Consider the following 17,437-nt stretch of genomic DNA (forward strand, 5'->3'; position numbering starts at 1 on the left):
CTCATCGCTGTATTGATTGCTTACATGTTCCAGAAATTTCTGATGAGACTTGCTCGAAGTCTCGATGATCGAAGCTTCACTGCTTCGACTCTCGACATGCAGTACCGCACTTTCCTCTTCAAATGTATAAGCATCCGCTTGGTTCAGGCCGAACATCATTCCGGCGAACATCACACAGCCAACCAGTAAACACCGTATATTTATTTTTTGAATTGAGATTTGCTTTTTCATTGTATAACCTCCCCCTCACTGCAAAGGTTTTCCAAAAAGCAATTAATCTATACTTTTCACACCAAACACTACGAAAAAACGCCTGGATAACATAGGCTAATCCCATGTTCTCCAGGCGTTTCTGATTGATCAGTGCAACTTATGCACTGGTTATTCGATAATACATTTGTTCAATTACACCAAACGTGTTGAAATCTCCTCTTTCAGTTGAGCGATAATCTCATCAACCGGTTTCATGCCCAAATCGCCTTCTCCGCGCTTACGAACAGAAACCGCTTCTGCATTACGCTCATTCTCACCTACGACAAACATATAAGGCATTTTCTCAAGTTGCGCCTCACGAATTTTATATCCAAGCTTCTCGTTTCGCAGATCGGCTTCAGCAGAGATTCCGGCACGTTTCAGCTTCGCTTCTACTTCACGCGCATAATCGTCGAAGTTTCCGGATACCGGGATAACCTTGGCCTGTACCGGAGACAACCACAGTGGGAAAGCTCCTGCAAAGTTCTCCAGCAAGAATGCTGTGAAACGTTCCATTGTACTAATTACCCCGCGGTGAATAACAACTGGACGGTGTTTCTGTCCGTCATCTCCCACATATTCAAGTTCAAAGCGCTCAGGCAACAGGAAGTCCAGTTGAACCGTAGACAATGTCTCTTCTTTGCCCAGTGCTGTTTTGATCTGCACATCCAGTTTCGGACCATAGAACGCCGCTTCACCTTCAGCTTCATAGAATGGAAGGTCAAGTTCTTCCACAACTTCGCGCAGCATGCGTTGGGACATCTCCCACATCTCGTCGTTCTGGAAGTATTTCTCGGTATCCTTCGGATCGCGATAGGACAGACGGAAACGGTATTCGTTGATACCGAAATCTTTGTATACCGTTTGAATCAACTCGATAACACGAGCGAACTCTTCCTTGATCTGATCCGGACGTGCAAAAATGTGTGAGTCGTTCAGAGTCATTGCACGAACACGGTGCAGACCTGTTAACGCCCCCGACATTTCGTAACGGTGCATCATGCCAAGCTCGGCAATCCGGATGGGCAGATCACGGTAGCTGTGCATGCTGGACTTGTACACCATCATATGGTGAGGACAGTTCATTGGACGGAGAACGAGTTCCTCGTTATCCATAACCATTTTCGGGAACATATCTTCCTGGTAGTGCTCCCAGTGTCCGGATGTTTTGTACAATTCCACGTTACCCAAAACCGGTGTGTATACATGCTGGTATCCAAGGCTTTCTTCCAGATCCACAATGTAACGCTCCAAAGTCCGGCGCAGTTTTGCACCGTTAGGCAACCAGATTGGCAGGCCTTGACCGACCAGTTGGGAGAATGTGAACATTTCCAACTCTTTACCGAGCTTACGGTGATCGCGTTTGCGCGCTTCTTCAAGGAAGTGCAGATGCTCGTCCAGCTGTGCTTTCTTCACAAAAGCCGTACCATAGATACGTTGAAGCATTTTGTTTTTGCTATCTCCACGCCAGTATGCACCAGCCACATTCATCAGTTTGAACACTTTGATTTTGCTAGTCGATGGTACGTGAGGACCACGACACAAGTCGAAGAATTCACCTTGCTCATAAATGGTAATTACGCTGTCTACCGGCAAGTCACGAATCAACTCAAGTTTGTAAGGATCGCCTACTTCTTCAAACGTTTTAATCGCGTCCTCGCGGCTAACTTCCTTACGTACAATTGGCAAGTTCTCGTTCACAATACGTTCCATTTCCTTCTCAATCTTTTGCAGATCTTCAGGATTAAGCGGGTGTTCGAGGTCCATATCATAGTAGAAACCATCTTCGATGACAGGGCCAATGCCGAGGCGTACCTCTTTGTTACCGTATAAACGTTTCACTGCTTGAGCCATCAAGTGAGCTGTACTATGACGCATCACTTCAAGTCCTTCTGGTGAATCCAAAGTTACGATCTCCACCAATGCTCCTTCATGAAGCGTTGTGGACAAGTCCACCACAATACCATCCAGCTTGCCGGCTACGGCATTTTTGCGCAGTCCGCTACTAATCGAAGCCGCTACATCCTCAATGCTGCTGCCATCCGCGTACTCCCGTACCGAACCATCCGGTAATTTAATGTTCACTGCCATTTGTCTCATTCCTCCTGTAAATGTAACCTTCGTGTCCAGATGTTCATGGACTGATGATCTATTGCTATTCCAGTCATTTTGCAAAGGAACGCAAAAAACACCCGTCCCGGCAAAGGGACGAGTGACATATACTCGTGGTTCCACCCTAATTCAGCTGATTCATTCCTAGTTTGGAATACAGCCCTCATTGGCATGGCGATAACGGGCATGACCCGGCAGATCCTTACTCGCGGATAATCCCCAATAAAGGCGATATTAGACTCCACTTTCAAAATTGCAGCTACAAAGGGGTAAACCATACGTGATATCCGGAGGAAATTTCAGCCTGGGGTTCCTCTCTCTGCACCAATCTTGCGTGTGGTTGTTGTCTTTGTCAACGCTTTTGATTCAATAGTACACATGTAAAATTCATGGATCAACAGTTATTATAATTGCCGAGATCACTTGCGTCAAGACCTGTCAACAATCCTGAGCGCAGCACTTCGCATTCCGGACATTGATGACATATCTGCACCTTGTCTTCAAAGATCTGGCATATGGTCGAGATAATCGGCAGATCGGGGGTGCGCGTATGCAACATAACTTTCTCAGGAGAGATCGAGATGAGTGTACTCACAATCATATCTTCGATATCCATTTCAAGTTCCAGACCCGGCATCTCCACGACAACCTGCTCATCCTTCTGCACGGGCAACAGATTAAGTCCAGCATCAAGCACCTGAAATTCATGCATGCCCTTGTGTACAAGATGGACCAGAGGTACTTTGGCTTCCTGAAAGAATACAAAATACTTTAACAGTCCCATAAACTCTTCATACTGCCGATCCATCCAGAACTCATCGAGCGCATACTCCACTAATTCCTGAAGCTCCTGCTTATATGCCCGTATGCGAAAATTGATAATGCCTTCAAGGTGAAAAAAGTGAACATCCTCCAGATCCTGCCGTAGTCCACTTGCCAACGTAGTACGGCGGCGTTCCCGAAGTCCAGGCTGATCCAGATCCCCATTGAATAATAGCGGCATACAGATCCGATTGACCTTCTCCACCTCATGCTCATCCATAACAGAACACGCTTTGGCGATCATATTCTCCACCATGTTCCGTTCTTGTGTATCCATAATGAAGTCGGCGAGTCCAAGGGAGAGAAGATCACTGATTCGGGGAAGCCATTGCTGGAAGTCTTCGTGATTCTCATTCCCTCTGCACACCCAGGCTGCTCTTCCATCATTATGTTTGAAGGTGAGCCGAAATCCTCTTTTACTTATATGTAAACCTTTAGTTTTTTCCTTGACACAACGATAAAATTGATCTGCTTCCTCTTGCCCCGATACATCGGTCCATACAGCGAACAGTTCCACTAGAATCACTCCTTTCCTTCCTGTTCAAAGTATATGGCAAGGCCGATGGGGATATACGAAGCGGATTGATGGAAAGCGTGTCATGATTTCTCAGTATAATATGAAGAGGTTTGGAGTTAAGACAAAAATGTGTTATTATTTTAATAACAGTATGTTTCACGGAAAAGGAGGGAAGCCAAAATGAGACAACAACCTAGAATACTCCACTACACCATTATTATCATTTTGTGCGTTTTCCAAGCCTTGTGCTTCCCTATTCCAATGCAGTCCGAATCTGCCGTTGGGGTGTCTGTTGATGCAACTTCCAACAAGGAAGTTTTGTTGCAAACATCCGAATCCCAGCAGAAACCTGTCATTCGCAAATACCCACAAGTCATGTCCAAGCTGATTGCGGTTACGCATAATAAGCCTGTCTTTCTTGTCCTCGCATTGGTATTGATGCTGCGAATCCCTACACCGGGTCTGTCCTTTAAACCGTGGTATTGTCTGTTTAAACGCAGATTATTTCTGCTACCTATCAAGTTTACCAGCATGTATGTATCCCTCACCCCTATGGCACCAAAATACGTGAACGCTTTTCACTAGACGTTACGACGTATTTACAGGTTGCTTTGCATGGAGACACCTCTGTATTTATTAGACGGTGTGCTTGTGCATAACTTTTAACCCTTTTAGTACACGTTAGATACAAACCATTCGTTTATGACAGAACCTATTTTTGTTGTACCCACACCGACAAATTCAAATCCTATGGCTGTGTCAGGAATTTCTGGCTCTGTTTACCCGCATCATTTGATGTTCCTTTGAGCAGCAGACTATCTTTCTCGGGAAATAAGCCTGTCTTCTGTGGCCAGCCCCTAATTATAAGGAGGCACTATCCATGGATGTACGCGAAACAGACTTGCCGGGAATCGGCAAAAAATTTCAGATTGAAACAAGCAGCGGTGATAAAATTGTCATTATTATTCACGATGACGGTCGCCGGGAAATGTACCACTTCGAGTATGATGATCCCGATCAAAGTATCTCGATGATTACGCTTGACGACTACGAAGCACGACAGATTGCTGCGATTGTTGGTGGATTAACTTACAAACCGAAGCAGCTTGAAAATATTGAAGTTACGTTTGACGACCTGATTATCGAGTGGTACAAAATCGAAGCATCCTTCGGATCTATCGGTAAATCCATTGGTGAACTGGACGTGCGTCAAAACTCTGGGGCAACGGTAATTGCCGTTGTTGAGAAAAATCACAAAAAACATATCAGCCCAGGTCCGGAGGTAGTTATCAGTGCAGAATCTACGGTGGTAGCCGTTGGCGAACGCAATCAACAGAAGCTGTTTAAATCCCTCCTCCTGACTGGAAGGGGGTAAATAAATGGATCACCTGATTTTTGAAGTAGGTCTGGCCCTTGTGCTCATTGCGGCAGCCGGTCTTTTATCGGCAAAACTAAGATTTTCGGTCGTTCCGTTTTATATTCTGATCGGAATGGCCGTTGGGCCACATGCCATGCACATATGGCATCTGGACTTCCGTTTTATTGAAAGTCAGCCTTTTATTGAATTTATGGGTCGAATCGGTATTTTGTTCCTTCTCTTCTACCTCGGACTTGAATTCTCGGTAGGTCGTTTAATTAAATCGGGCCGCTCTATTGCTGTTGGCGGCTCGATCTATATCGGGATCAACTTTACACTGGGACTGGTTTTTGGTTTTGCTTCAGGTTTCCCGGTTGCGGAAGCACTCATTATCGCTGGTATAACCACCATATCTTCCAGCGCCATCGTAGCCAAGGTACTTGTCGATTTGAAACGAACGGCCAATCCCGAAACAGAAATGATACTGGGTATCATTATGTTCGAAGATGTATTCCTCGCTGTATATATCTCGATCTTGTCCGGGCTTGTGCTTAGTGATTCATCCTCCATCGGTGGCGTCATCATGTCCGCACTTATTGCCCTCGGATTCATGCTTATCGTGATTATCCTTGGACGCAAAGCGACACCGCTACTCAACAAATTGCTTAAAATTCGATCGAATGAGCTATTCTCTCTCGTTGTATTTGGCGCTTTGTTCCTGGTAGCCGGTTTCTCTGAAACCATTCATGTTGCCGAAGCGATCGGTGCCTTGCTGGTTGGATTGGTTCTTGCTGAAACAGAACACGCGAAACGGATTGAGCACTTGATTCTGCCGTTCCGTGACTTCTTTGGAGCAATCTTCTTCTTCAGCTTCGGATTGTCCATTGATCCGTTGTCACTGGGGGGCGATGCCGTATGGTTGGCTCTGATTGCAGTTGTTATTACATTGTTCGGTAACTTCCTTGCAGGCATGCTGGCTGGACGCAGTGCAGGACTATCTCCGAAAGCGTCGGCCAATATTGGATTGACCATCGTGTCACGTGGTGAATTCTCCATCATCTTGGCTAATATGGGTAAAGCCGGAGGACTGTTGCCACTGATTCAACCGTTTGCTGCATTGTACGTACTGATTCTAGCCATTCTGGGTCCTTTATTAACCAAAGAGTCCAAACATGTTTTCCGTATCTTAGATAAGATATTCAAGTTCAAAGATAATCGGAAAAAGAAAGAAGAACCGAAGGTTTTGCCGAAAGAAGGATAATTCCTTATGTCTGTACATGACAGACATACTATCGTACTTCGCGGCTCTACGCCGATCTTTCTGTGACTAACCCAGGGAGAATGGATCGAAAGCCGCACTAAGGAGGATGACCTATGAAAGCACCTCTGATATCGGCTAATCCGGTGCCAAACACCGCCAAGACCAGAATAACGTCTACCCGCCGCTGGTTGAACCTATTGCTCGTGATCGCGGGCGGAATTCTGGCCTCCGTGGGACTTGAATTGTTCTTACACCCTAATAAGATCATTATTGGAGGCATTACAGGCATTTCCTCACTATTCGCCCACTGGACCGAAATGAGGATTGGATTGTTCTTATTTTTATTCAACGTTCCGTTTATATTTCTGTCCTACAAGATTGTGCAGAAGAAATTTGTTCTCGTAACTGTTCTAGGTCTGGTTGTCTTTTCGATCGGTGCCATTGTGCTTCATCCCATGCCGCCACTTGTAGAGCATCCGCTGGCTGCCGCCATGTTTGGTGGTTTGTGTCTCGGACTCGGAATTGGGCTCGTCGTACGGTATGGAGGGACACTGGATACGCTGGAAATCGGTGATCCGTCTTCCCGCCCACCTGAACGTGTATTTAGCGGAAAACGGATGCTTATCGAAAAAATAATCATGCTGTTTAACTTGTTGATACTGACAGCCGCTGGTGTTGTCTTTGGCTGGGACCAAGCGATGTATTCCGTAATCGCCTACCTTATTGCTTATGAAATGGTGTACATCGCGTTCAGGGGCTTCTCTTCAAAACGCAGAATTTGCATTTTGACCACACAAAGCTCTCAAGTTGAAAAAGCTGTACGCAAACGGCTGCGCCGTGAACCTGGAACGCTGGAAACAGCTTCTGACTCAACACAACTTGCTATGGCTGAAGGATGGATCAAGCAGATCCCCGGTGCGCTTTATTATGAAGTACATGTCTTGGAAATGATCTGGCTAAAATCCATTGTTCGTCACATTGATCCACATGCGGGGATTGTGACGAATCCGGAAAAATAATAGCTCATATAAGTTGCACTAAAGATATTTACACTGACTACGATGACAGAATAACCTTCCAATCGCTGTTATCCCCAGATTTTTTCAATTCCCTTTTCTGAAGGGAAAAATCCGGGGATAGCGTATGCTTTCGATGTAGCTTTCTTTTAGAAAGCTTTTAGGCTAACGCTTCGCTTTTTCAGGTTTTTTCTGTCCTCTTCGTTATCGTGTAATTTTAATTCAACTTATATATTATACAAAACAAAAAAAACGCTCTCTTACCCATGGATGAACAGTTTTGTCCAACAAGGTCAGAGAGCGTTTTTTTCTTTTTCTGTTATCAGAATTACTTGATATTATAGTTCAACAATCGCTTTGACTACATGTGAATCTGGCAATAGCCATTGGTCTATTGCAGAAGGTAACTCATCAAATTGCACGCGGTGCGTGATGTACCCATCCATACTTAATTTCTTATGACGTAAGGTTGATAGGACTTGTTCAAAATCTTCACGGGTTGCGTTCCGGCTGCCCAATATGCTCATCTCGCGCTTATGAAACTCAGGATCATGAAAGGTAATATCGGCCTTCACCAGTCCTACAAAAATGAGCTGACCACTATGAGCCACATATTGAATGGCCTCATTCATCGAATTCACGTTACCCGTTGCATCGAAGACAGCTGTAGCATAGTCACCTCCCGTGATTTCTGCCACTTGCTGCACAGTACGTTCATTGGCCTGAACCAGGTCATCTGCTCCAGCCCAAGTCCGACTGAGCTCCAGCCTGTCCAGATTACGATCAACGGCAATAACACGCGCCCCCGCCTGTTTGGCGAATGCCATCACACCAAGTCCAATGGGACCTGCTCCAATCACAACCACATGCTCACCAGGCTTGATTCCTGCTCTCCTGACGGCATGGGCACCAATACTTAATGGTTCTACCATTGCTGTTTCATCCAGCGTTAAGCCTTCTGCTGAGAGCAGATGTGAGACAGGTACGCTGACTCTCTCTCTCATGCCTCCGTCTACGTGCACACCCATGACTTGCATGGATACACAGCAATTACTTTTTCCACCGCGACAAGCAACACAATGACCGCAGTGCAGATACGGGATAATGCTAACCTGATCGCCAGGCTGTAACCCGGCATCGTTCGGACCGATCTCTTCAATAACACCCGCCAGTTCATGACCCAGAACGCGTGGATAGGTAAAGAATGGCTGGTTGCCTTTGTACGCATGCAGATCCGTTCCACAGATACCAATCCGCCGAATGGCAACCAACGCCTCTCCTTCTGCTCGTTCCGGTTGAGGCAGGTCCTGGAGCTTCAATTGATCTATTTCTTCACATACAATGGCTCTCATCGTTGTTCCCCCTTGGATGCTTCTGATGTCATGTTGCTGTGCTTCGTATTATATTCAGGACGTCCGCTTGACCACGTCTCATTATGCAATGGAGCCAGAATATGTAGCACTTCATCCAGCAGATTTTGATCTATCGATTCTTCTATCCACGTTGCGTTATTGACGATATTGCGCTGGTTGGCACTGCTAACCAGCGTTGTTGGAATTCGTTCATTTGCCGTCGAGAATTGCACGGCCATCTTGGCAATGTCACTGCCTTGTTCTGCACAGAAGCGGGCAGCCTTCAGACAGAGCTGTTTCACCCGTTCATCTGCCGGATGCCAGGCAGGAGCACCACGGGTACTTAACAAGCCCATAGAGAGAGGCGAAGCATTGACGAGGCCAATTTCTCTCTTTTCCAACAGCGGCAGCAACGATAACAATGAGGTATCATTCAATGCGTAATGGCAGTACGAGATGATGGCATCCGCATCGATCTGTGGCAGAACCTCCTCAAACAACGGCAAAGGCAATCCGCAAATCCCCGCATGACGAATAACTCCCTGCTCTTTTAGACGCAGTAACGTTGGAAAGGCCTCTTCAACAATGATCTCTGCTGGTACAAACTCAATATCATGCAGGAACAAAATATCAATATAGTCCGTATGCAGTCGATCCAGGCTCTCTTGCACACTATTCAGAATCCGCCGACGTGAAAAATCAAATTCATTTTCTCCATACCGTCCGGCTTTGGTGGATAAAATATAAGAACTGCGCGGCAAACTGCGAATGGCCTCCCCCAACACCGTCTCTGCCTTCGTCAGTCCATAGTACGGCGAAACGTCTATGTAATTCATCCCCGCATCAACGGCAGCATGTACGGTACGAATACCTTCATCCCGATCTATATCACGAAATACAGAACCGAGTGAGGATGCTCCAAAGCTCAATACAGGTACGTCCAGTTCTGTCTTTCCAAGAATTCTTCTCTTCATCGGTTGGCTTGCCCCTTTCCAGCATGTCTGACTACACAAGTTCCTTCTCATTGTAACAGTTCAATTTCAACATAAAATATCGGCAATTGCGTAACATGTACTGTTTGATGACCTCGATCCGCGGAAAGAAATCAAAAAACCCGCCGTCTCTCCAAACAGAGCAGTCAGCGGGCTTGCTTCATAAATACTCATCGAATGATCAGAATTTATGGGAATAGTATTGAATTATTTAGGATTAGTTCTGCATTACGAAATCTTCATGCACGGAATTCTCTTCGTCGAACATGCGCACGATGTCATATCGGGTGTTACGTTGTGCCGGAATATAACCGGACTCCCGAATCAACCGAAGGATGGATTCAATGTTAACTTTGTACGTTGCACCTGCAGCAGATACAACGTTCTCTTCGATCATCGTGCTACCGAAGTCATTACAGCCAAATTCAAGCGACTTCTTACCGATCTCAGGACCCATTGTTACCCAAGAGGATTGAATGTTCTTGATATTATCCAGCACCAGTCGGCTGATGGCTACAGTCTTCAAGTACTCTTCCGGCGTCTGACGCTCCAGCTTGAGATTGGTATTATCCGGTTGGAAAGTCCACGGAATGAACGCCAGGAAACCTTCGGAATCATACTTGTTCGCAATACATTCATCCTGTGCTTCACGTACACGGAGCAAGTGCAGTGCACGCTCTTCCATCGATTCACCAAGTCCGATAACCATCGTTGCGGTGGTGTTCATACCGATTCGGTGTGCCGTTTGCATAACGTCCATCCAATCCCGCCATGAACCTTTCAAACGGCTGATCTTCCGACGTGTGCGGTCATCCAGAATTTCAGCACCGCCGCCAGGCAAGGAATCCAGTCCAGCTTCATGTATAGCACGAACAACCTCTTCCAATGTAAGCCCATCGGATACTTCAACCATTTTCATAATCTCAGCTGGTGAGAAAGAGTGCATCGTGATGTTCGGGAAACGCTCCTTGATGGCTTTCAACAGGTCTGTGTAATAGCTGAAAGGCAAATTCGGATTCGTTCCGCCTTGCATCAGAATCTCGGTACCATTCACATCTTCTGTTTCCTGAATTTTCTGGAAAATGACTTCGTCTGGAAGTACATATCCTTCCTCCGAACCAGGTCTGCGGTAAAAAGCACAAAAACGGCAGTACACATCACACACGTTCGTGTAGTTGACGTTACGCCCTATTACAAATGTTCTGTATGGTTCAGGGTGCATGCGTTTCATAATGACATTAGCAGCTGCCCCGATTTTGTCCACTTCATTCGATTCGAATAGCTGAATCGTGTCTTCCAAGTCTAAACGTTCGCCCCGAAGGGCTTTATCTAAGATACGGTCTACCGTACTCATCGTAAAAAAGCCTCCCTCATGAAGAGAAATTATATAACGATCCGTCCCAACTTGTTCAAGAGAAGCAAGTTCTGGTGGCAACATCGTATTTCTGTACTCCACATATCGTAACACAGGTTACATGTGAAAAAAAGCACCTTATGAACAGGTGCTTTAAAAATAAATAAAAATTTTTACATATGAAATCCAATTAATTTGATATTAAATGATATACATAGACGTATTTCGGTACCACTTTTCTAAGATTCCTGAAGTGCTTGTTCCAAATCGGCAATCAGATCATCGATGTCTTCCAGACCTACCGAGAAACGAAGTAATCCATCTGTAATGCCACGGTCACGGCGAACCTCAGCCGGCATTGCCGCATGAGACATCATCGCTGGGTAAGACAGGATGCTCTCTACAGCTCCCAAGCTTACAGCCACAATGGGTAACTTCACCTGGTTAAGAACTGCTTTTGCTCGATCCCCTGAACCGACGTCAAACGAAACGACAGCTCCATAACCTGTTGACTGGCGCTCATGTGCCTCGCGGCCCGGATGATCCTGCAACCCCGGATAAAAGACAGCGGCAATATCACTACGCTCATTAAGCCATGCGGCCAGTTTGGCTGTGCTCTGTTCACTGTGAGCCATGCGAGCCCCCAAGGTTTTCATCCCGCGCATCAGAAGCCATGATTCTTGTGCCCCGAGTACCGTTCCGAGTCCATTTTGTAACTGTTTCAGCTGTACGCCAAGTGATTCCGTGCGAGCAACGGCTAACCCTGCCAACACATCACTGTGACCCCCGAGAAACTTGGTAGCACTATGTACGACGATATCCACACCAAGCTCAATTGGACGCTGATAGTACGGTGTCATAAAGGTGTTATCCAGAATCGTAATCAGGTCATGTTCCTTCGACCAGTCAGTTACGGCAGCGATATCCGTAATTCGCAGGGTCGGGTTAGACGGTGTTTCCATATAAACTGCCTTGGTGTTCGGTTTGAGCGCCGCTTTTACTTCATCTATATTGGTCATATCTACAAAGGTCGTCTCGATCTGCATACGACTCAATATGGAAGTAAGCAAACGATACGTACCTCCATATACGTCTTCCGTTACAATCATGTGATCCCCTGCCGAGAACATCATGAACACGCTGGAGATCGCAGCCATTCCGGATGAATAGGCGAATCCTCGTGCTCCACCTTCCAGCAGTGTGATGTAATCTTCCAATGCCTGACGTGTCGGATTACCCGAGCGACTGTAATCATGTTGAGGCGGATTGAAAATATCAAAATGATGGAATGTGGATGCTTGATAGATCGGCACACTGGAGGCCCCAGTCGTTTTGTCGATCTCGTCGCCGAAATGGAGCAACTTCGTATCAAATTTCAACTCGGAATTCGGCTTGTTGTTGGACTCACTCATGAGTGCACGCCTCCTTCAACTTCCTGTTGTGCAGCTGTCAGCGCATTGCCGAGATCTGCAATCAGATCATCCGAATGTTCAATACCTACGGAGAACCGGAGCAGTCGGTCATCCACACCTACGGCGTCACGAATTTCAAGCGGTATATCCGCATGAGTTTGTACTGCCGGGTAGGTCATGAGTGATTCCACTCCGCCGAGACTTTCGGCAAAGGCAATAAGTTTGATATGACGCAGCAAAGGTTCAACATAACGAGCATCCTTCACTTTGAAAGAGAAGATACCTGTGTTACCGGTGGATTGTTTGTTCTGTATTTCATAACCCGGATGATCTGACAGGCCTGGATGATACACTTCAACCACCGCTGGATGCTCAAGCAAGTATTTGGAAATGGTAAGTGCATTGTGCTGATGACGCTCCATGCGAAGAGCTAGCGTTTTCATGCCTTTCATCAACTGATAAGAGTCACTTGGAGACAATACAGCTCCAATGGAATTATGCAGGAAAGCCATTTCCGCGGATAATGCCTCACCCTTGGTTATGATTAATCCGGCCAGTACATCATTGTGTCCGCCCAGATATTTGGTAGCACTATGAATGATGATATCGGCACCCAGTTCAATCGGACGTTGGAAAAATGGAGTGAGCAACGTGTTGTCAACAATGGTCAACAGGTTGTAACTTTTCGCCCAGGAAGCGACGGCTTCTACATCTGTAATCATCATCAGCGGATTCGTTGGTGTCTCAATGAATACAGCTTTGGTATTCGGCTGACGAACATTCTCCAGTGCTGCAAGATCATTCGTGTCCACATAACTTGCGGTTACGCCAAAACGGGACAAGATGCGTTCAAGCAGACGATAGGTTCCGCCATACAGATCCAGCGATACAATCAGATGATCTCCCTGACCAAACATGGCAAAGATGGTTTGCAGCGCGGCCATGCCTGAGCTACAGGCAAATCCTGCGTCACCGGATTCCAGCGCTGCAGCTGCTTCTTCCAACACTTTGCGGGTTGGATTGGTTGTACGAATATAATCAAATCCCGTGCTTTGTCCAAGCTTCGGGTGGCGAAACGCAGTGGATTGATAGATCGGAAAGTTAATGGCGCCTGTTACCGGTTCATTGATGGACCCAATTTGTGCTAAGCGGCTTTCGATTTTCAACTTGTTGTTGTCTTCCATTGCTGTATCCTCCTGTGGTCTCGATTAGATTTGCGGGCCAATATCGTAAGGTGTTTCCTGATACACATAGTAATTAAGCCAATTAGAGAATAATAAGTTGGCATGAGCGCGCCAGGTAGCTGGTGGCACACGGGAAGGATCGTCATTCGGATAATAATGCCTAGGAAGCGCGATATCCAACCCTTTCGCTACATCCCGGTCATACTCCCACTTTAATGAGAAGGGATCATACTCGGCATGCCCTGTGGCAAAAATCTGTTTGCCATCTTTGGTAGCAACCAGGAAGATACCCGCTTCCTCGGATTCAGCCAAGATCTCTAACTTCTCGTTCTTTTCAATATCTTCACGTCGCACTTCCGTATGACGGGAATGCGGAACATTGAATACTTCATCGAATCCACGCAGCAACGGAACATGGGGTTTGTTGATGGTGTGCGGGAAAACGCCAAAACACTTTTCATCAAGTGCAACCTTGGGTACGTCAAAATGGTGGTATAAACCAGCTTGGGAGGCCCAGCATATGTGCAGGGTTGATGTCACATTGGTTTTGGTCCATTCGAAAATCTCCTGGATTTCATTCCAATAGTTCACGTCTTCGAAATCCATCTGCTCCACAGGAGCACCCGTGATAATCATTCCATCAAAGCGGCGGTGCTCAATCTCATCGAACGTTTTATAGAACAAATCCAAATATTCCTGAGACGTATTCTTCGAGGTATGGGATTTGGGATGTACCAGAACGACATCCACCTGAATGGGCGTATTTCCTACCAGACGAAGCAATTGTGTTTCCGTCGTTTCCTTTGTGGGCATCAGGTTTAATATAGCGATACGGAGTGGACGAATATCCTGCTGGTATGCAGAAGTTTCATCCATGACGAAGATATTCTCTCCTTCAAGTACTTCTTTTGCTGGCAGAGTATCAGGTATTTTGATTGGCATGGTAAGTCTAACTCCTCCTTGTGCATTGATAGATGCAGCTACCGCTGGCTTGATGTGTCCACATCAATGCAGTTATAGGCTGCCATGAGTTTGTCTACATATGTTGGATTACAAGTCCATCCAAAGAAAGTTACAGACAACCTCAAGTTCCTTAGCGAAAATCACTGCTGAGAAGTCGGGGCATACGACAAAGACCTTCCTCGGATTTCGAGAAAGGTCATATGTAAATAGATATGCGCCTCTCTCATCTCTCAGTTACAACAGTGCCACTTGGGCACTTGGTCGCTGCAAGAATTAGCACCGTGCGGTATACCGCCGGTTGCCGGGTTTCATCGGGCCAGTCCCTCCACCTACTCTTGATAAGATTTCGCTGTATTTGATTGTAATTTAATATGGTTCACCGTCTACTTTATTACATTAATGCCCTCACGTCAAGTTGCAGTTCAATGTCTGCTTTCCAGATCGGAACCGTTCATCATTCGTTGTCATACACTGCCTCAGAGCGCGAAATAGACACATTTTTGCGCTTGAAAGCACCTTGTACCAGCGGTATACTAAACAAGGTGTTATAAACCCTTATGTGAGAGGTGACATATTAAATGGATGGCGACCCGAGGCCTGACTGGCAGCCGAATTCCGACAAACTGCATAGAGAATTGACATCAGCATGCCGGCAGCGGGACGTAACTTCCGTTTGATTATAAAGTGAACGCAGCCCTGATCTCCAGGCTCCGCTGCCGACCGGCTGATTTGTTCTTTTTGCGCCCATAATGATAATATCCGCCAGGTTGGCGGGTGCAGAAGGAGTAGATTAACGATGAAAATCCGGTTGGTTAACAACGGTGTATTTATTCCGGTGGACGACATTCAGCAGGCGCTGACTCCACCAGCGGAAGGATTTTACTGGATTGATGCGGATGTAGACGATTTGGCGGTACTTCAACCGCTCTTCTTAATGCATGATCTGGCTGTGGAAGACTGTCTCAGTGACGAAGAACAACGTCCGAAAATTGAGATATATGAGAACCATTATTTTATTGTGATTAATAGCATTCGTTTTGATGATGAAGAGATATTTCTACGTGCGGTCAACCTGTTCCTCGGCAGACATTTCATTATAAGTGTTACGAAACAGAAGGTCAGCGAATTGCGCACATTAAAACCCATCCTGTGGGAACAGGAAATCAGTACACCCGATCGTCTGCTGTACCTGCTGGTTGACTTGATTGTTGATAATTATTTCACCGTAGGTGACCGAATTGAAGCTCGGATCGAGAAGCTTGAGGAAGATATTCTGATGCACACCAAAAAGTCTCATCTGAATGAAATCATCGGGCTACGCAGTGAGATTCTGTGGCTGAAAAAAGTGCTCGGACCTCAGAAAGAGGTCATTAACACCCTTAACAAAAAAGATCTGCGTCTCATTGATGATCAACTTCAAAAATATTTCAGTGACATCTATGAGAATGCCGTAAAAATATCTGAAACCTTTGAAACATACCGCGACCTGATGGGTAACTTGCGAGAAGCCTATCAATCCAGTATTGCGAACCGGGCGAATGAGATCATGCGTGTGTTTACCGCCATTACTACGGTCTTCATGCCGCTGACGGTCATTACCGGTATATACGGTATGAACTTTACGAATATGCCAGAACTTAACTGGAAATACAGCTATTTTGTTGTGATTGGCCTGATGGTAACGCTGGGCCTGAGCATGTTCTTTATTTTCCGCAAAAAAGACTGGGTATGAACTCGTATGAAATAACGAAGACGAAGCGCTCCTCCGGGAGAAACGCCTCGTCTTTTTTCATTTCCGATCATTAACCAACATGCTGCTCTGTCTCTGCGTGCCGACGAAAGCGGATTCGAATCATGCGCAGTCTTTCATAGACCTGCTCCAGACTTCCTCCGTCGGGCTTCTCTCCTCCATACACCTTATGTAATACCGGCTTCAAGAACGTATCTCCCAGCTCCTCATACGCACTCCATACGGCCTCTTGTTCGTTCTCTGGCATAACTGCTAGCTCCACATCCAGAAGACAATCGGTGTCATAACCTTCGAGATCCAGTGTCTCCAACAGCTCAATCAATTCGCGTCGAGATAATCCGGATCGATTAACAATCTCTTCTAACGTATGCCCGTCCTTCATGCCCTCAAGCACCTGCTTACGCGTGGTGAACTTGTCGAGTTCCTGCTTGTACTTCTGCTCTCTCTGCTTGTATAACCAGCTTTCATATTCTTCTTCCTTCAGAGCTGTGTATACCCAATCCAGCGGGAACGTTGTTGAACGCTCCAATCCATTCGTAATCTCCATCCACTCCGTACCATACTCGGTCGCTTTGCTCTCCCCTACGCCAGGCAGTTGCATGAGTTCATCCATCGATTGCGGAACAAAGGCACTGATCAAACGCAGCAGACGGTTCGTTGCAATAAAATAGGGTGCCTTCCGGTCAGATACTGCTCTCTTCCTGCGCCACGTGCACAGATCCGTATATAACTGCTCATTGCCGTATAGTTCACTGTAGCAATGGAGTCGCTGACCACCATAACTGCGTGATTTCAGATCATCATTCTCGTGAAATAAACCCTGCAGCTGCGGTCGGTATCCTTCGCTCATCTGTATGGCAAGCTGATGACGGTAGATATGAAGCAGCTCCTCCCAGGAAGTTCCTTGGAACCAGATGCTGTCCTCTCGCTCACCTTCCTCGTAGCGGCTCCATCCCAGTTGCCAGCTATCTTCCTCTTCCCCAATCCATAACTGCGCATACTCTGCGTTCTGATCTGACATTCTGGACAATCTGTTCATAAAAATAACTTCCATTTTCGTTCCCTCCCTTAGAATATTCAGCTTATACGAGTT

14 protein-coding genes and 1 riboswitch are annotated in these 17,437 nt (G+C 46.2%); of the genes, 5 read left to right on the forward strand and 9 right to left on the reverse strand.

Translation table 11 applies throughout. The annotated features are described in order from the left end of the window. Positions 1 to 405: 405 nt before the first annotated feature. Together thrS and AC4G47_RS21390 are read right to left on the reverse strand one after the other, a co-directional pair. On the reverse strand, positions 406 to 2,343 hold the full coding sequence (thrS, locus tag AC4G47_RS21385) for a threonine--tRNA ligase (RefSeq protein WP_491102559.1): 1,938 nt from the start codon (positions 2,341 to 2,343) through the stop codon (positions 406 to 408). A gap of 415 nt (positions 2,344 to 2,758) precedes the next feature. Further along, positions 2,759 to 3,712, reverse strand: a complete 954-nt coding sequence (locus tag AC4G47_RS21390; protein WP_491102561.1) for a putative sporulation protein YtxC — start codon at positions 3,710 to 3,712, stop codon at positions 2,759 to 2,761. 171 nt (positions 3,713 to 3,883) lie between these two features. Here AC4G47_RS21390 and AC4G47_RS21395 point away from each other — a divergent pair, with 171 nt between their 5' ends. From AC4G47_RS21395 to AC4G47_RS21410, 4 genes are all read left to right on the forward strand, one after another. Continuing rightward, positions 3,884 to 4,288, forward strand: a complete 405-nt coding sequence (locus tag AC4G47_RS21395; protein ID WP_491102562.1) for a hypothetical protein — start codon at positions 3,884 to 3,886, stop codon at positions 4,286 to 4,288. Between the two features lie 295 nt (positions 4,289 to 4,583). Further along, positions 4,584 to 5,078 carry a cation:proton antiporter regulatory subunit gene (locus tag AC4G47_RS21400; protein WP_458126080.1) on the forward strand — a complete coding sequence of 165 codons (495 nt, stop codon included), beginning with the start codon at positions 4,584 to 4,586 and terminating at the stop codon, positions 5,076 to 5,078. 4 nt (positions 5,079 to 5,082) lie between these two features. Next, positions 5,083 to 6,321 carry a cation:proton antiporter gene (locus AC4G47_RS21405; RefSeq protein WP_458126079.1) on the forward strand — a complete coding sequence of 413 codons (1,239 nt, stop codon included), beginning with the start codon at positions 5,083 to 5,085 and terminating at the stop codon, positions 6,319 to 6,321. 113 nt (positions 6,322 to 6,434) lie between these two features. Continuing rightward, positions 6,435 to 7,340, forward strand: coding sequence for a YitT family protein (locus AC4G47_RS21410; protein WP_491102564.1), 906 nt, complete (start codon positions 6,435 to 6,437; stop codon positions 7,338 to 7,340). A gap of 335 nt (positions 7,341 to 7,675) precedes the next feature. On the opposite strand, the gene AC4G47_RS21415 is transcribed toward AC4G47_RS21410, so the two are convergent. From AC4G47_RS21415 to metA, 6 genes are all read right to left on the reverse strand, one after another. Then, on the reverse strand, positions 7,676 to 8,689 hold the full coding sequence (locus AC4G47_RS21415) for a zinc-binding alcohol dehydrogenase family protein (RefSeq protein ID WP_458126077.1): 1,014 nt from the start codon (positions 8,687 to 8,689) through the stop codon (positions 7,676 to 7,678). Next, entirely contained in the window at positions 8,686 to 9,663 is a 978-nt protein-coding gene (locus AC4G47_RS21420) for an aldo/keto reductase (RefSeq protein ID WP_458126076.1), read from the reverse strand. Before AC4G47_RS21420 ends, AC4G47_RS21415 begins: the two co-directional genes overlap by 4 nt. Before the next feature lie 235 nt (positions 9,664 to 9,898). Further along, positions 9,899 to 11,035: a cyclic dehypoxanthinyl futalosine synthase gene (gene mqnC, locus AC4G47_RS21425; RefSeq protein WP_458126075.1), complete on the reverse strand. Its 1,137-nt coding sequence runs from the start codon at positions 11,033 to 11,035 to the stop codon at positions 9,899 to 9,901. 239 nt (positions 11,036 to 11,274) lie between these two features. Further along, entirely contained in the window at positions 11,275 to 12,447 is a 1,173-nt protein-coding gene (locus AC4G47_RS21430) for a trans-sulfuration enzyme family protein (protein WP_458126074.1), read from the reverse strand. After that, complete coding sequence (locus AC4G47_RS21435) at positions 12,444 to 13,631, reverse strand: PLP-dependent transferase (RefSeq protein WP_491102565.1); 1,188 nt, start codon at positions 13,629 to 13,631, stop codon at positions 12,444 to 12,446. Before AC4G47_RS21435 ends, AC4G47_RS21430 begins: the two co-directional genes overlap by 4 nt. A gap of 24 nt (positions 13,632 to 13,655) precedes the next feature. Further along, entirely contained in the window at positions 13,656 to 14,573 is a 918-nt protein-coding gene (gene metA, locus AC4G47_RS21440) for a homoserine O-acetyltransferase MetA (protein WP_458126072.1), read from the reverse strand. Positions 14,574 to 14,814: 241 nt separating this feature from the next. Beyond that, positions 14,815 to 14,939, reverse strand: a riboswitch (SAM riboswitch). 451 nt (positions 14,940 to 15,390) lie between these two features. Between metA and corA the strand changes: the two genes are divergently transcribed. Further along, positions 15,391 to 16,326: a magnesium/cobalt transporter CorA gene (corA, locus tag AC4G47_RS21445; RefSeq protein WP_062833460.1), complete on the forward strand. Its 936-nt coding sequence runs from the start codon at positions 15,391 to 15,393 to the stop codon at positions 16,324 to 16,326. Between the two features lie 70 nt (positions 16,327 to 16,396). Here corA and AC4G47_RS21450 read toward each other — a convergent pair whose 3' ends face one another. Beyond that, on the reverse strand, positions 16,397 to 17,398 hold the full coding sequence (locus tag AC4G47_RS21450; RefSeq protein WP_491102566.1) for an HRDC domain-containing protein: 1,002 nt from the start codon (positions 17,396 to 17,398) through the stop codon (positions 16,397 to 16,399). Positions 17,399 to 17,437: the final 39 nt, after the last annotated feature.

Source organism: Paenibacillus sp. Negev47, from assembly GCF_058313655.1.

Coding starts and splice junctions, on each gene's coding strand:
- thrS (WP_491102559.1), bottom strand. CDS start 2,343: ATGGCAGTGAACATTAAATTACCGGATGGTTCGGTACGGGAGTACGCG.
- AC4G47_RS21395 (WP_491102562.1), top strand. CDS start 3,884: ATGAGACAACAACCTAGAATACTCCACTACACCATTATTATCATTTTG.
- AC4G47_RS21400 (WP_458126080.1), top strand. CDS start 4,584: ATGGATGTACGCGAAACAGACTTGCCGGGAATCGGCAAAAAATTTCAG.
- AC4G47_RS21405 (WP_458126079.1), top strand. CDS start 5,083: ATGGATCACCTGATTTTTGAAGTAGGTCTGGCCCTTGTGCTCATTGCG.
- AC4G47_RS21410 (WP_491102564.1), top strand. CDS start 6,435: ATGAAAGCACCTCTGATATCGGCTAATCCGGTGCCAAACACCGCCAAG.
- AC4G47_RS21415 (WP_458126077.1), bottom strand. CDS start 8,689: ATGAGAGCCATTGTATGTGAAGAAATAGATCAATTGAAGCTCCAGGAC.
- AC4G47_RS21420 (WP_458126076.1), bottom strand. CDS start 9,663: ATGAAGAGAAGAATTCTTGGAAAGACAGAACTGGACGTACCTGTATTG.
- mqnC (WP_458126075.1), bottom strand. CDS start 11,035: ATGAGTACGGTAGACCGTATCTTAGATAAAGCCCTTCGGGGCGAACGT.
- AC4G47_RS21430 (WP_458126074.1), bottom strand. CDS start 12,447: ATGAGTGAGTCCAACAACAAGCCGAATTCCGAGTTGAAATTTGATACG.
- AC4G47_RS21435 (WP_491102565.1), bottom strand. CDS start 13,631: ATGGAAGACAACAACAAGTTGAAAATCGAAAGCCGCTTAGCACAAATT.
- metA (WP_458126072.1), bottom strand. CDS start 14,573: ATGCCAATCAAAATACCTGATACTCTGCCAGCAAAAGAAGTACTTGAA.
- corA (WP_062833460.1), top strand. CDS start 15,391: ATGAAAATCCGGTTGGTTAACAACGGTGTATTTATTCCGGTGGACGAC.
- AC4G47_RS21450 (WP_491102566.1), bottom strand. CDS start 17,398: ATGGAAGTTATTTTTATGAACAGATTGTCCAGAATGTCAGATCAGAAC.